Here is a 12,280-nt window from a genome sequence, read left to right on the forward strand (position 1 = left end):
GGAAAGCTGACCCCTGGTTTTCCGTCCGGAAATGCGAAAACGCTCTAAAACTCAATCGGCCGAGGGCAGCCGCCGCATGGTGAATTCGATGCGGTCACCCTCAAGCTGCCGCCAGCTTTCCACTTCCGTCCAATAGGCCGCTTTGGGAAAGCTGTCGAACCATTCGCGCGCCTTGGCGCGGGCTTCCTCACGGCCGAGGCAGAAGGTCTGGCGCACGAACATGCCGTCGCGCTTTTGTTCACCGCCAGCGCTTTCGCGTTCCCTGCGGTGATTGGCGATCCTGCGCTTCAACCCGTCGAGGGGCGGCGGTCCGGCAAATTTCGTCATGATATTCACCTCTGGCACCTACACCGGTAAAGATAGTGTCGGCGCGCCGCCTTGGCGAGTCGAATTTGTGCGCGGCGCAAACACCTGCTAGACGCGGCAGGCAACAGACTTCACCGCAGGAGAGAGAATATATGGAACGGCCAATCTTGCCGAAGGGCTTGCCCGAGGACATCGAAGACAAGAAGGCCACAGCCGAAGCCTGGTTCCAGCACCTGCGCGATACCATCGTCACCTCCTTCGAAACGCTCGAAAACGAACTCACCGGGCCCCTTGCCGATCAGGAGCCCGGCCGTTTTGTCCAGAAAGACTGGCTGCGCGACAATGGCGAAGGCGGCGGCGGCAGGATGTCGATGATGGAAGGCCGCGTCTTCGAAAAGGTCGGCGTGCACACCTCCACCGTTTATGGCGAGTTTTCGCCCGAGTTCCGCAAGCAGATACCGGGTGCCGAAGAAGACCCGCGCTTCTGGGCCTCCGGCCTCTCGCTCATCGCCCATCCGGTCAATCCCAATGTGCCGGCGGTGCATATGAATACCCGCATGGTCGTCACCACCAGCCACTGGTTCGGCGGCGGTGCGGACCTGACGCCGGTGCTTGGCCGCAGGCGGACGCAGCAGGACCCGGATACCCAGCTGTTCCACCGCGCCTTCGAGATCACCTGCAATCGCCACCCCGTCGCCGACTACCCGAGATACAAGACCTGGTGCGACGAGTATTTCTTCCTGAAGCACCGCAACGAGCCGCGCGGCACCGGCGGCATCTTTTTCGACTGGCTGCACCCTGATGAGGAAAAAGGCGGCTGGGACGCCAATTTCGCCTTCGTGCAGGATGTCGGCCGCGCCTTCAATCTGGTCTATCCGAAGATCGTCCGCGCCAATTTCAACCAGAACTGGACGGAAGAGGACCGCGACGAGCAGCTTATCCGCCGCGGCCGTTACGTGGAGTTCAACCTGCTTTATGACCGCGGCACGATCTTCGGCCTGAAGACGGGCGGCAATGTCGAATCGATTCTCTCCTCCCTGCCGCCGGTGGTGCGCTGGCCCTAAAAAACCTCACGCAAATTTGACGCTCATCAGCCATTTTGTCGCAAATAGCGCAAATTAGGACTTATGGAAAAATCAAGGCAGTGATAGTCTCCTCCCGCAGACGTACTGGAGGAGCTATCGTCATGATTACTTCGGACAGCATGCCTATTTCTGCTTCCCCCGAGGCAGCACCGCAATCCATCGATACCCCTGATCTGATCGACCGCCTGGCCGCGGAAATGCGCGCCACGGGTGATCGCGAACTGCCGCATTCCTTTTATGTCGAACAGGTAAAACGCTCCCTCGCCGGAGAAAAAACGGCACGGCGGGCAGCCAATGACGAAATGCCTCGTACAAAAATTCCGGCAGCCGGCACATCCTCTGTTTTCCAGTGCTGGGCGATGCCCGAATAGGGGCCTGAATAAGGTCGAAGGACGCCGCTCTGGAACATAAGCGGTGAACATTCGTTTCTTGTCGGAGGGACAGCAGGCAATTGAATTGCTGTCCCTCACTCTCGCACATTCTCCCTGTCGAAAATCGATTCCGGTTTTCGACAGGGAGAATGTGCAGACTCAAGATGTTAGAGCGTCCTTTATGCGTCCGAACGGACGCATGGCGCTCTAAAACAGGGAGGCAAGACCATGAGACTGTTTGAATGTGGAACGCTCGTGCCCGGCTGTGCCTGGCACACGCGCGCAGATGACGACGCCGAAGTTGTGCGTCGCACCGTGGAACATATGCGATCGGCGCACGGCGAGACCGTCATCCGCGAGAACATGATCGAAAACATCAAATCCCGCATTCGCGACGAGGCAAATGCGGCCTGAGCCGCAGCGCCGCCGTCGCTGACCTCAATTTTCCAGCATATCCTTCAGCCGGGCGGTCAACGCTGCCCGGTCGAGTGAGAAATTGACGTCGATCCACTTTTCCTCGAGGCTTTTCAGCACTTCGCCCACCTTCGGGCCGGCCTCGACGCCCGCGGCCATCACATCCGCACCGCTCAGCGGAAAGCCGGGTTTGTGGAATTTTTCCGCCCTCGTCAGCAAAGTCGAAAGCCGCGCCACTTTCTGCATGGCCGTGTCGCCAGCGGAAAGATCGGCACGGGCCGAAGCAAGTGCCAGTTTCAGCCGCGTCTTCACGCCCTCGACGCCCTGACGATAAAGCAGCCGGTCTAGCGCCGTTTCCTTCATCTCGGGGTCTACAGCCGGAGCCGAGGCCCAATGGGCAAGATAAGCCCCTTCGGCTTTCGACAGCCGAAGACGCGCGGCAAGAGCGGCCAGCCTGTCCCTGTCAGGCGGCACGATGGCGGCAAGCCGCAGCATCGGGTCCACCGCCCAGCCCAGAGCCTGCTCCGTCGCCACCAGCCCGTGAATGGCGTCGATGCCCCATTTTTCCGTTTCGGGAAGAATTTCCGCCAGAACGCCCGATTGCCGCATCCACAAAAGGGCGCGCGAAGGATCGCGGGCGGAAAGCAGCTTTTTCAGCTCGCTCCACACCCGCTCGGCCGAAAGTGTGCCCAGCCTGTCCTTGGCCCGCGCGCTTGCCCGCAAGCCGTCCGCATCCGGGCGGCCGGAACCGTAATGGGCAAAAAAGCGGAAAAACCGGAGAATCCGCAGGTAATCTTCCGAAATACGCATCGCCGCATCGCCGATGAAGCGCACCGTACCGGTCTCGATATCGCGAAGACCATCGATAAGGTCGATGATCTCGCCCTTTTCGTCGGCATAGAGGGCATTGATCGTGAGGTCGCGCCGCTCGGCATCGGTCTGCCAGTCGGTGCCGAAGGCCACCTGTGCGTGGCGGCCATTGGTTTCGACATCGCGGCGCAACGTCGTCACCTCGAAACCTTCGCCATCGATCACCAGCGTTACCGTGCCGTGTTCGATGCCGGTCGGCACCGCCTTGATGCCCGCCGCCTTGGCCCGCGCAACAACCACGTCAGGGGTCAGCGTCGTCGCCATGTCGACATCGACCACCGGCAGGTCCATCAGCGCATTGCGCACCGCGCCGCCGACGATCCGCACCTCGCCGCCATCGGCATTCAGAAGCGTAAAGATGCGCTTCAGCGCCGGTTTTTGAAACCAGTCCCGCCCGGCAAGGCTGCTCATGAATAAAACCTCTCGTAAATCGTCCTGACGATGCCCGCCGTAATGCCCCAAATGTAACGTTCGCCATAGGGCATTTCATAGAAAAACCGCTCCTTCCCCTGAAAGATGCGGCTGCCGCGCCCGTGATTGGCCGGGTCCATCAGAAAGGACAGCGGCACCTCGAAAACCTCATCCACCTCCGTTGGATTGAGCGTCAGGTCGAAGCCGGGCCGAACGATGGACAGCACCGGCTTGATGCGGAAACCGGTTCCGGAAATATAATCCGGCAGGCGCCCGACCGTTTCCACGAAAGATCGCGAAAGGCCGATTTCCTCTTCCGTCTCGCGCAGCGCCGCCTCTTCCGGCGTCCGGTCCTCGGCATCGATGCCGCCGCCCGGAAATGAAATCTGGCCGGAATGTTTGCGCAGGGTGGCCGTGCGCTGGGTGAAGATCACCCGCGCATCGTTGCCATCGTCGATGACCGGCACCAGCACGGCGGCGTCCTTCAGCCTGATGCCGTTTCCAGACAGCACCACGCCGGGATTGAGCACATGGTCGCCATGTTCCCGCTCCGCCACGCCCTCGCCTTCCTGCAGCACCCGGCAGCGGAAATCGGCGGCGGTAAAAGTCTTGAATGCCGTTGTCGTCATTGCGAAAGCCGTTCCAGTTCATTGGCGGGCATCACCGGAAAAACGATCCCGCCCGAGCGCACGGCGAACATGTCGACGCCCTCCACTTCGATCACCTCGCCAAGTGCGACGAGATCATACATCACCGCCCGCGACACGAGCGCTTCCAGCCGGCCGCGCACCAGAAGATAGGGCCTCAATTCCCGGTTCTCACCGAAAACCTCGAACCGCAGCGGATGCTCCGGCCCCGCCTCCACCACATCGCCGACATTGGTGCGGAAGGTCAGCAGCGGCTCGCCATCATCCTCACCCGCCGTCAGCTTCATTTCCACGGCGACGAAAGGCGCGTCCACGACGCGGATGCCAACTTTTTCCACAGGAGTTACAAGATAGGTTTTGCCGTCCTCATCCTTGCGCAGAACCGTGGAAAACAGCCGCACCAGCGGCGCCCTGCCGATGGGGGTGCCGAGGTAGAACCAGGTGCCATCGGCGCGGATTTCCATGTCGAGATCGCCGCAAAAGGGCGGATTCCAGCGCTCCACCGGGGCCGGCCCGCGTTTGGCGTCGCCGGTCTGTTCGGCGGCGCGGGAAATCATCGCCGCAAGCCCGGCCGCATCATCAGCCGAATTTATCGTCTCCGCTGCCATATTCGAGTCTCGCTTTGCCGATAAGGAAATACTAAGTCACGACATAGTCATTCGAATGGCGCTTGTCAGCGGCCAAGAGAGCAATAAGCTATATGCAGCGCAAAATCCGTCCCGGCCCACTGCCAGCAAAACCGGGATGCGACTGTGACAGCGGCGAAGGTATGAGGAGAGCGACATGGGCGTGATGAATACCGGCGAAACCCTCGATGAAAAGGCCATCGTCGCCGCGGCCGAAAAGGCGCTTTCCGACATAGCGGCCATCCGCACGGAAGTCTCCAAGGTCATTTTCGGCCAGGAAAAAGTGGTGCAGAACACGCTTCTCGCCATCCTCTCCGGCGGCCATGCGCTGCTCGTCGGCGTTCCCGGCCTCGCCAAGACCAAGCTCGTCACCACGCTCGGCACCGTGCTCGGCCTCGATGCCAACCGCATCCAGTTCACGCCGGACCTGATGCCGTCGGACATCCTCGGTTCCGAAGTCATGGATCAGGACGAAAACGGCCGCCGTTCCTTCCGCTTCATCAAGGGTCCGATTTTCGGCCAGCTGCTGATGGCCGACGAAATCAACCGCGCCAGCCCGCGCACGCAGTCCGCCCTTCTGCAGGCCATGCAGGAATATCACATCACCATGGCCGGCCAGACCTATGAGCTGCCGAAGCCGTTCCACGTTCTCGCCACCCAGAATCCGCTGGAGCAGGAAGGCACCTATCCGCTGCCCGAAGCCCAGCTCGACCGCTTCCTGCTTCAGGTCGATGTCGGTTATCCCGAGCTTGCCGCCGAACGCCAGATCCTGCTCGACACGACAGGCACCGCCTCCGGCGAAGCGCGCGGCGTGATCGATGCCGGGCGCCTGATGGAAATCCAGGCCCTCATCCGCCAGATGCCGGTCAGCGACAAGGTGGTGGATGCGATCCTCTCGCTGGTCCGCTCCGCCCGCCCCGGCCATGGCAACAAATTGACCGACAAACACGTTGTCTGGGGACCGGGTCCGCGCGCCGGCCAGTCGCTGATGCTGACGGCCCGCGCCCGTGCGCTCTACGAAGGCCGGCTCGCCCCGTCGCTGGACGATGTCCATGCGCTGGCCGAACCGGTGCTGGAACACCGCATGGCGCTGACCTTCGCGGCCCGCGCCGAAGGCATGTCGGTGCGCGATGTCATCGCAGCCCTCGTGGAGCAGGCGAAGAACTGAAAGCACGTTCGCGAAAGGACTGCATGTGGCATCCATCGGCCAGATCGTAGACAAGACGCCGGGTAGCGAAGTTCTGGCGCGCGCGCGCCAGCGCGCAGCCCTGGTGCCGGACTGCATGGTCGAGGCAAAGCGCATCGCCAACACCGTCACCGCCGGCTGGCACGGCCGCCGCAAACGCGGCATCGGCGAAAATTTCTGGCAGTTCCGTCCCTATGCCGAAGGCGAGAGCCTGTCGCGCATCGACTGGCGGCGTTCTGCCCGCGACGACCATACCTATGTACGCGACCGCGAATGGGAAGCCGCCCACACCATCTGGCTGTGGGCCGACATGTCGCCATCGATGATGTTCAAATCCACCCTCGGCTCCGTCTCCAAGGAAAGCCGGGCGCTGGTGCTGATGCTGGCGCTGGCGGAAATTCTCGCACGTTCGGGCGAGCGCATCGGCTGCCCCGGCATCATGGAGCCGGCTTCGGCCAGAAACGCCGCCGAACGGCTGGCAGCCGCCATCATGCATGCGCCGCTGACAACGGGCATGCCGGAAACGGGCATGATCCGCGGCGCGAGCGACATCGTCCTCATCGGCGATTTTCTCGATGATGCTAAAGCCGTGATGGAGCGGATTTCGCCGCTCGCGCGGCGAGGCCTGCGCGGCCATGTGGTGGAAATTGCCGATCCGGCCGAAGAGACCTTCCCCTATTCCGGCCGTACCGAATTCACCGATCCGGAAACCGGCGAAAAACTGGTGTCCGGCCGTGCCGAAACCATTCGCGAGGATTACACCCGCGCCTATCTCGCCAGGCGTGAGGCGCTGTCCTCGTCGCTGCGCCGTCTCGGCTGGAACTTCGTGTTCCACCGCACCGATCATCTGGCTTCCGAGGCGCTCGTCGCCATGCACATGTATCTTTCCGGCGCGCCCGCGCAAGGCGGTGGCCGTCGATGAACGCATTGCCTTTCGTGTTCACCAGCCCCTACATCCTCTTCGGCCTCTTGGCGCTGCCCGCCATCTGGTGGCTGCTGCGGCTCACGCCGCCGCGCCCCAAGGCGGAGGTGTTTCCGCCGCTGAAGATATTGGCGACGGTGCTGAAACGCGAGGAAACGCCGTCGAAAAGCCCATGGTGGCTGACCCTGCTGCGCATGGCGCTCGCTGCGGCCGTGATCTTTGCGCTGGCAGACCCCGTGGTGAACCCGCGCAACAGCAGCATCGCCGGCAGCGGCCCGCTGGTGCTCGTCGTCGATAATAGCTGGGCCTCCGCACCCGACTGGGAGCGGCGCGTGGCAACCGCGCAAGCCCTGATCGGCGATGCGGAGCGGGCCGACCGCCCCGTTTCCATCACGTTCACCGCCGACGCCGAACATGACGCCGTGCCGGGAACGACAGCCGTTGCATTGGAAAAGCTCGCCGCAGCAACGCCAAAGCCACTGGTTCCCGATCGTATCCGCACGGCTGAGGCCATCACCGAGGCGCTGAACAGCACGCCCCCCGGCACGCTGGCCTACATCACCGATGGTGTGCAGAGTGCGCAGGATGAAAGCGCCATGCGAACGCTTGCCAGCCTCTCCCCGGCCGAATTCCGCATCGTGAAGGGCGACGGCAAGGCGATCACCGCCATATCAGGCGCCACCAACAATGCCGACGCCATGAGCGTCACGCTTTCGCGTCTGGACACGGCCGAAGCCGTCCGGCTGACCGTCAATGCACAGGACAGCCAGGGCCGCATTCTCGCCAACGGCACCGCCAGCTTCGCGCCCGGCGAAGCCGAGACGACGGCAACGGTCGAAGCACCCTTCGAACTGCGCAACGATTTCGCCCGCCTCTCCCTCGAAGGCGCGTCGACGGCGGGCGCGGTGCATCTTCTCGACGACGGCTTCCGCCGCCGCCGCGTGGCGCTGCTGGCTGGCGAAACCGGCAATGATTTCCAGCCGCTGCTGCAGCCGCTTTATTATATCAGCCGCGCGCTTCAGCCTTTCGCCGATCTCATTCCGCAGCGGCAGGCCGATCTGGCGCAGGCGATCCCGGAAATCCTGCAATCCAATCCTTCGGTCATCGTCATGGCCGATATCGGCCGTATACCGCAGGAAACCTATGAGCCGATGCAGCGGTGGCTCGCCGGCGGCGGCACGCTGATCCGTTTCGCCGGACCGCGACTTGCGGCGGCACCCGCAGACGATCCGCTGGTGCCGGTAACGCTCAGACAGGGCGAACGCGCACTTGGCGGCGCGCTCTCCTGGGCCGAGCCGCAGCCGCTGGCCGATTTCCCGAGCTTCGGCGCTTTCGCCGGCATGCCGAAGGCCGATGGCATTCTCGTCAAACGCCAGGTTCTGGCCGAACCGACACCGGATCTGGCTGAGCGCACCTGGGCAAGCCTTGCCGATGGCACGCCGCTCGTCACCACCCGCACTGTCGAGGCGGGCCGCATCGTGCTCTTCCATGTCAGCGCCGAGGCGAGCTGGTCCGACCTGCCGATCTCGGGCCATTTCGTCGATATGCTGCGCCGTATCGTGCAATTGTCGAAAGCGGGCGGCGCTTCCGCCAACGCCAATGCCCCGGCTGCCGCCCTGCCGCCCTTCCGGCTGCTGACGGCCGAAGGCGCGCTTTCAGCCGAAATCGGCACTGCCCGGCCGCTGGAAATGCGCGCCGGCCAGCCGCCCCGCACCGGTTTCGACAATCCCCCCGGCCTCTATGGCACAGAGGATGGTTTCGTGGCTCTAAACCTCCTGCCGGCAGGCGCGACGCTGCGCCCGCTCGACACGTCCGCCGCCGGTGTCAGCACCACCAGCGAAGCCCTGATCGGCGAAACGGCGAAATCGCTGCGCCCTGCTCTGTTCATCGCCGCTTTCCTGATGCTGATTGCCGACAGCCTGATCGTGCTCTTCATGAACGGCGCCTTCGCCCGCCTGCCAAAAGCCCGCAGCGCGACCGCCGCCACCGTGCTGCTGGCGCTTGGCGCCTTTGCCGCCATGTCGCCAACCGACGCCCGCGCCGCCGATCCGAAACCCGGAGACGAGCAGATTTTCGAGCGGCTGGATACGACGCATCTCGCTTATGTCCGCACCGGCGAAAACGATGTCGACCGTATTTCCGAGCAGGGACTGCAGGGCCTCAGCGAGTTCCTGACCTGGCGCACGACGCTGGAACCCGGTCAGCCGGTTGGACTGGATATTTCCAAGGATGAATTGTCCTTCTATCCCATCATCTACTGGCCGGTTTCCGCAACGGCACCCATGCCGTCGAGCGCCGCCATCTCGCGCATCGACGCCTATATGCGCGCCGGCGGCACCGTGCTGTTCGACACACGCGACCAGTTCTCTTCGCTCGACACCGGCGCGACCAGCCCTAACGGCGAACGCCTGCAGGCGATCCTCGCCAATATCGATATCCCACCGCTGGAGCCTGTGCCGGAAGACCACGTTCTGACGCGGTCCTTCTATCTGCTCACCAATTTCCCCGGCCGTTACAATGGCTCACCGCTCTGGGTGGAATCGCGACAGGGAGCCGCCAAGACCACCTCAGGCCTCTCTTCTTCCGGCGATGGCGTGACGCCGATCATGATAACGGGCAACGATTTCGCCGGCGCCTGGGCCGTCGATCCGCAGGGTGCGCCGGTTCTGCCAACAGTGCCGCCGGACGAGATGCAGCGCGAGCACGCCTTCCGCTCCGGCGTCAACATCATGATGTATATGCTGACCGGCAACTACAAGGCCGATCAGGTCCACGTTCCCGCACTTCTCGAACGGTTGGGGCAGTGACATGACATTGACCTTCGCCCCCTTCCTGCCGTGGATCGTGATTGCCGTTCTGGCCGTCGCCGCCCTTGCCCTCTCCTTCATCGGCCTGTGGCGCGGCGTGCGCGGCGCATGGCTGCGCGGGCTGGCGCTTGCCGCTTTGCTTGCGGCCATCGCCAATCCGCTTCTGACGCAGGAGGAGCGCGAGCCGCTCTCCACCATCGTTCCCGTCATCGTCGACCGTTCGCAGAGCCAGGACGTGCAGGATCGGCCGCAGATGACCGATACGGCGCTGGAGACGCTGAAAGACCGGCTCTCCCGTTTCCCGCGCATCGAACCGCGCATCGTGGAAGTGCGCGACAACGGTGAGAACGACTCACCCTCGACGCAGCTGTTCTCCGCACTTTCCTCCGCCGTTTCGGATGTCTCGCCGTCGCGTGTCGGCGGCGCGATCTTCCTCAGCGACGGCCAGATTCATGACATACCGAATGCCCTGCCCAATGCCGAACAGGCGCTCGGCTTCCGCGCCCCCGTGCACGGGCTGATCACCGGCAAGGCCGATGAATTCGACCGCCGTATCGAGATCGTCCGCGCCCCGCGCTTCGGCATCGTCAATGAGGAACAGCAGCTGACGCTGCGTGTCTTCGATGACGGCCGCCCCGCCGGCGGCGGTTCGGCGGAAGTGACCGTCAAGATGAACGGGCAGGAAATCGCCACGTTGCAGGCCACACCCGGCCAGCCGACGCCGTTCAATTTCAAGGTTCCGCGCGGCGGCAACAATGTCATGGAATTTTCCGTCGCCGAGCTTCCGGGTGAAGTGACGGCTGCCAATAACCGCGCCGTTCACCTGATCGAAGGCATCCGCCAGAACCTGCGCGTGCTGCTCGTCTCAGGCGAACCCCATGCCGGCGAACGGGCGTGGCGCAACCTCCTGAAATCCGACGCCTCGGTCGATCTGGTGCATTTCACCATTCTGCGCCCGCCGGAAAAACAGGACGGCACGCCGATCAACGAACTCTCGCTGATCGCCTTCCCCACCCGCGAATTGTTCGTCGAGAAGATCAATGATTTCGACCTCATCATCTTCGACCGCTACCAGCATCGCGGCGTACTGCCGATCCTCTATTACGATTACATCGCCCAATATGTCGAAAAGGGCGGCGCGCTTCTGATCGCAGCCGGACCGGAACATGCCGGTCAGGATTCGATCGCCATGACGCCTTTGGCCTCCGTGCTGCCGGCCCAGCCGACCGGTGAGGTGCATCAGGCCGCCTTTTATCCGCGCCTTTCGGAAGCGGGCAAAAAACACCCCGTCACCCGCGGGCTGGAGGGATCGGGCAATGAGCCGCCGCAATGGGGCCGCTGGTTCCGCACCATCAGCGTCGACCCGCCGCAGGGCCAGACCGTGATGCTGGGCGATGGGCAGGATCCGCTTCTGGTGCTCAACCGTCAGGGCGAAGGCCGTGTCGCCATGCTGCTGTCCGATCAGGGCTGGCTGTGGGCGCGCGGTTTCGAAGGCGGCGGCCCGCATGTGGCGCTTTATCGCCGCATCGCCCACTGGCTGATGAAGGAACCCGAACTTGAGGAAGAGGCGCTGACGGCGCGAGCGAACGGTCGCACCCTGCAGATCACCCGCCAGACCATCGGCGACGATCCCGGTCAGGCCAGCGTGCGTTTCCCTTCCGGCAGGACCGAGAACATGGCCTTCACCAGCACCGAGCCCGGTCTTTACAGGATCGAGCGCCGCATGGACGAAACCGGCCTGTTCGAAATCAGGAACGGCGATTTCACCACCCTCGTCCATGTCGGCGCGGTGGATGCGCCGGAATTCAAGGCGATGATTTCGACCACCGAAACGCTGAAACCGCTGGCCGACGCCACCAGAGGCGGCGTGCACCGCGTCGCCGATAATTCCGGCCGTATCGCGCTGCCCGATATATTGCCGGTGCGGGGAGATATCAGGGTTGCCGACGAGGATCGCATGCTGATACGCGTGACCGACGAGACGGTGCTGAAAGGCGTCAACACCCTGCCGCTCTTTGCCGGTTTTGCCGGGCTTGCCGCCCTGCTGCTCGCCTTCTCCGCGCTGTGGTGGCGTGAGGGCCGGTAAGGGCGTTTCCGTCTCCAGTTAGAAACAGAAAGCGGTCGCCGCCCGGCGTCTGGAGAAGAGCATGAATTTCATTTTGAGCGATGTCGCGGACGCGGAGGCCGAAAAGGCCATCCGCGATCCGCTGGTGGCCTATAATCTCGCCCGTTTCGGCGAAAGCGACAAACGCGAACTCATCATCACCATCCGCGATGGCGAAGATATCGTCACCGGCGGTCTGGTGGGTTATACCGCGCGCGGCTGGCTTTATGTGCAGCTTCTTTTCGTGCCGGAGGCCATGCGCGGTCAGGGCACAGGCCCGAAACTGCTTGCAATGGCGGAGGAGGAAGCCAGAAAGCGCGGCTGCATGGGAGCCTATATCGACACGATGAACCCGGATGCGCTTCGGCTCTACCAACGCTTCGGCTTCACAAAAATCGGATCGCTTTCGCCGCTCTCCACCGGCCAGTCGATCACATGGCTGGAGAAACGTTTCCAGGCCGTCGAATCATAAGCGCTCCCACGGCCCTATTAAGGCGCCTTGGACCATGGCCCATTCGGTAAACGCACAAA

At 63.1% G+C, this 12,280-nt stretch carries 12 protein-coding genes; 8 read left to right on the forward strand and 4 right to left on the reverse strand.

The features are described from left to right. Nucleotides 1-51: 51 nt before the first annotated feature. Entirely contained in the window at nt 52-327 is a 276-nt protein-coding gene (locus N5D22_RS23485) for a hypothetical protein (protein ID WP_080790104.1), read from the reverse strand. 131 nt (nt 328-458) lie between these two features. Between N5D22_RS23485 and hemF the strand changes: the two genes are divergently transcribed. The 3 genes from hemF (at nt 459) to N5D22_RS23500 (ending at nt 2,176) form a co-directional block, all read left to right on the forward strand. Beyond that, the gene (gene hemF, locus N5D22_RS23490) at nt 459-1,370 is read left to right on the forward strand and encodes an oxygen-dependent coproporphyrinogen oxidase (protein ID WP_279658318.1); all 912 of its coding nucleotides are present in this window, start codon (nt 459-461) and stop codon (nt 1,368-1,370) included. Between the two features lie 122 nt (nt 1,371-1,492). Next, entirely contained in the window at nt 1,493-1,762 is a 270-nt protein-coding gene (locus N5D22_RS23495; RefSeq protein WP_279659178.1) for a hypothetical protein, read from the forward strand. 228 nt (nt 1,763-1,990) lie between these two features. Then, on the forward strand, nt 1,991-2,176 hold the full coding sequence (locus N5D22_RS23500) for a DUF1059 domain-containing protein (protein ID WP_003523091.1): 186 nt from the start codon (nt 1,991-1,993) through the stop codon (nt 2,174-2,176). 24 nt (nt 2,177-2,200) lie between these two features. On the opposite strand, the gene N5D22_RS23505 is transcribed toward N5D22_RS23500, so the two are convergent. Genes N5D22_RS23505 through N5D22_RS23515 form a run of 3 tightly spaced genes read right to left on the reverse strand, consistent with a single transcriptional unit; the run spans nt 2,201 to nt 4,712 of the window. Next, nucleotides 2,201-3,457, reverse strand: coding sequence for a CCA tRNA nucleotidyltransferase (locus tag N5D22_RS23505; RefSeq protein WP_279658320.1), 1,257 nt, complete (start codon nt 3,455-3,457; stop codon nt 2,201-2,203). Continuing rightward, on the reverse strand, nt 3,454-4,086 hold the full coding sequence (locus N5D22_RS23510; protein WP_003523089.1) for a CoA pyrophosphatase: 633 nt from the start codon (nt 4,084-4,086) through the stop codon (nt 3,454-3,456). The genes N5D22_RS23505 and N5D22_RS23510 overlap by 4 nt, the downstream gene beginning before the upstream one ends. Then, complete coding sequence (locus N5D22_RS23515; protein ID WP_279658321.1) at nt 4,083-4,712, reverse strand: DUF1285 domain-containing protein; 630 nt, start codon at nt 4,710-4,712, stop codon at nt 4,083-4,085. Before N5D22_RS23515 ends, N5D22_RS23510 begins: the two co-directional genes overlap by 4 nt. A 175-nt stretch (nt 4,713-4,887) precedes the next feature. On the opposite strand from N5D22_RS23515, the gene N5D22_RS23520 reads away from it, so the two are divergent. The 5 genes from N5D22_RS23520 to N5D22_RS23540 all read left to right on the forward strand — a co-directional run bounded on the left by N5D22_RS23520 (nt 4,888) and on the right by N5D22_RS23540 (nt 12,221). Next, entirely contained in the window at nt 4,888-5,898 is a 1,011-nt protein-coding gene (locus N5D22_RS23520) for a MoxR family ATPase (protein WP_003523087.1), read from the forward strand. Nucleotides 5,899-5,923: 25 nt separating this feature from the next. Then, complete coding sequence (locus tag N5D22_RS23525) at nt 5,924-6,838, forward strand: DUF58 domain-containing protein (protein WP_279658322.1); 915 nt, start codon at nt 5,924-5,926, stop codon at nt 6,836-6,838. Next, entirely contained in the window at nt 6,835-9,645 is a 2,811-nt protein-coding gene (locus N5D22_RS23530) for a DUF4159 domain-containing protein (protein ID WP_279658323.1), read from the forward strand. The genes N5D22_RS23525 and N5D22_RS23530 overlap by 4 nt, the downstream gene beginning before the upstream one ends. A 1-nt stretch (nt 9,646) precedes the next feature. Continuing rightward, nucleotides 9,647-11,731, forward strand: a complete 2,085-nt coding sequence (locus N5D22_RS23535) for a hypothetical protein (protein ID WP_279658324.1) — start codon at nt 9,647-9,649, stop codon at nt 11,729-11,731. Between the two features lie 61 nt (nt 11,732-11,792). Continuing rightward, complete coding sequence (locus N5D22_RS23540) at nt 11,793-12,221, forward strand: GNAT family N-acetyltransferase (protein WP_279658325.1); 429 nt, start codon at nt 11,793-11,795, stop codon at nt 12,219-12,221. Nucleotides 12,222-12,280: the final 59 nt, after the last annotated feature.

Source organism: Agrobacterium sp. GD03872, assembly GCF_029840625.1.
GTDB lineage: Bacteria > Pseudomonadota > Alphaproteobacteria > Rhizobiales > Rhizobiaceae > Agrobacterium > Agrobacterium fabrum_A.

Bases quoted from the DNA above. Each gene is read 5' to 3' on its own strand.
- N5D22_RS23485 (WP_080790104.1), bottom strand. From the start codon at position 327: ATGACGAAATTTGCCGGACCGCCGCCCCTCGACGGGTTGAAGCGCAGG.
- hemF (WP_279658318.1), top strand. From the start codon at position 459: ATGGAACGGCCAATCTTGCCGAAGGGCTTGCCCGAGGACATCGAAGAC.
- N5D22_RS23495 (WP_279659178.1), top strand. From the start codon at position 1,493: ATGATTACTTCGGACAGCATGCCTATTTCTGCTTCCCCCGAGGCAGCA.
- N5D22_RS23500 (WP_003523091.1), top strand. From the start codon at position 1,991: ATGAGACTGTTTGAATGTGGAACGCTCGTGCCCGGCTGTGCCTGGCAC.
- N5D22_RS23505 (WP_279658320.1), bottom strand. From the start codon at position 3,457: ATGAGCAGCCTTGCCGGGCGGGACTGGTTTCAAAAACCGGCGCTGAAG.
- N5D22_RS23510 (WP_003523089.1), bottom strand. From the start codon at position 4,086: ATGACGACAACGGCATTCAAGACTTTTACCGCCGCCGATTTCCGCTGC.
- N5D22_RS23515 (WP_279658321.1), bottom strand. From the start codon at position 4,712: ATGGCAGCGGAGACGATAAATTCGGCTGATGATGCGGCCGGGCTTGCG.
- N5D22_RS23520 (WP_003523087.1), top strand. From the start codon at position 4,888: ATGGGCGTGATGAATACCGGCGAAACCCTCGATGAAAAGGCCATCGTC.
- N5D22_RS23530 (WP_279658323.1), top strand. From the start codon at position 6,835: ATGAACGCATTGCCTTTCGTGTTCACCAGCCCCTACATCCTCTTCGGC.
- N5D22_RS23535 (WP_279658324.1), top strand. From the start codon at position 9,647: ATGACATTGACCTTCGCCCCCTTCCTGCCGTGGATCGTGATTGCCGTT.
- N5D22_RS23540 (WP_279658325.1), top strand. From the start codon at position 11,793: ATGAATTTCATTTTGAGCGATGTCGCGGACGCGGAGGCCGAAAAGGCC.